This is a genomic window from Bifidobacterium sp. UTCIF-1 (assembly GCF_006408915.1).
In the GTDB taxonomy this organism is placed as follows: Bacteria; Actinomycetota; Actinomycetes; order Actinomycetales; family Bifidobacteriaceae; genus Bifidobacterium; species Bifidobacterium reuteri.
Map to the genome: position 1 here is coordinate 1 of NZ_JFAG01000043.1, position 1,593 is coordinate 1,593.

Below are 1,593 nucleotides of genomic sequence, written 5' to 3' on the forward strand. Positions count from 1 at the left end.
CATTACCATGTTTGGTAGGTCCCGAATGGTCGGGGCCGGGTCGCCGGTTCCGGTATGACTTTCCTGCCCTGTCGTCGATGATCCGGGGGGTGTTGTCGCCGGGAGCGGGGACGTTCGCAGACCGCTGATAGGAACCAGGCCGGCCGCATGGACGCTTCGGGGCGCATGGCGCAGGCCTCCCGTAATGTGGGTGCGGCGCGGGCGTCCGGATCCCCTTCTCCGCGGGTTCCACGGCGACCGAGGACACCTTCATGACGGGAGGGACGACGATGACACCGGACGACATCGACGTGTGGGTCGGGCTGGACGTGGGCAAGAGCGCGCATCACGCGCACGCCCTCGACCATGACGGCAACACCTTGTACGACAAGCCGCTCAGACAGGACGAGAAGGCCATCCGCACGATGCTGGAGAAGCTCTCCGAACGCGGGCGCGTGCTCCTGGTCGTGGACCAGCCCAACACCATCGGCTCCCTGCCCCTGACCGTGGCCCGCAGCATGGGCGTGCAGGTCGCCTACCTGCCCGGCGCCGCCATGCGCAGGACCGCGCAGCTCCTGCCAGGCGCCGCGAAGACCGACCGGAGGGACGCGTACGTGATCGCGTGGGCCGCGCTCAAACTCCCCGAAAGCCTGCGGGACGCGGGCCCGGACGACGAGACCCTCGCCGCCCTGAAGATCCTCGCGGGCCACGACGAGGACCTCGCCCACGAATCCGCCCGCCACATCAACCGCCTGCGCAGCCTGCTCCTGCAGACCCACCCCGCGTTCGAACGCGTCCTGAAGGGCGAACGCGCCACCCGCGACGCGACCCTCGCGCTGCTCGAACGCTACGGCGGCCCCATGGGCATGGGCGCGGCCGGCATCGAACAGGTCAGGCGATGGGCCGGGAAAGAAGGACTGCGCGCCGGGCGCATCATCGACGACATGTTCAAGGCCATCGGCGAACAGACCGTCACCGTGCCCGGCACGGCCATGGCCGAAAGCATCATCCCCTCGATAGCCCGCGACATCAAGACCATCAAGGACCGGCGGCGCGACCTCGCCGCGCAGGTCGAACGCCTGCTGGACGGCCACCCTCTTCTCACGGTCCTGACGTCGATGCCAGGGATAGGCGTCAGGACCGCAAGCAACATCCTCCTCGGCATCGGCGGCGACGCCGCCCACTTCAAATCCGCCGCCCACCTGGCCGCGTACGCCGGCATCGCCCCCGTCACCAGCCAATCCGGCACCAGCATCAAAGGCGAACGGCCAGCCCGCGGCGGCAACAAACGCCTCAAGAACGCGCTATGGCAGTCCGCGTTCGTCGCCTCCACCAAACACCCGCCGTCCATCGCCTACTACAAACGCAAACGCGAACAAGGCAAGCACCACAACGCCGCCGTCATCTGCCTCGCCCGACGCCGCTGCGACGTGATCTACAGCATGCTCAAGAACGGCACCCTCTACCAGGAACAAACCCTCGCCGCATGAAACCAACCGACACAGGCCACGGCAGCCGACCGCCAAGGCCAAGGCGAAGCACGCCCACCACAACCAACCCCGACACGACACAACAACCCCTCACAAGGTTGACAAAAACATAGGAACACCCCCC

General features: G+C 67.4%; 1 protein-coding gene. It reads left to right on the forward strand.

Annotated features, from left to right (window positions below; genetic code table 11):
- Nucleotides 1-269 precede the first annotated feature (269 nt).
- Nucleotides 270-1,469: an IS110 family transposase gene (locus BW09_RS10750; RefSeq protein ID WP_044090699.1), complete on the forward strand. Its 1,200-nt coding sequence runs from the start codon at nucleotides 270-272 to the stop codon at nucleotides 1,467-1,469.
- Nucleotides 1,470-1,593: the final 124 nt, after the last annotated feature.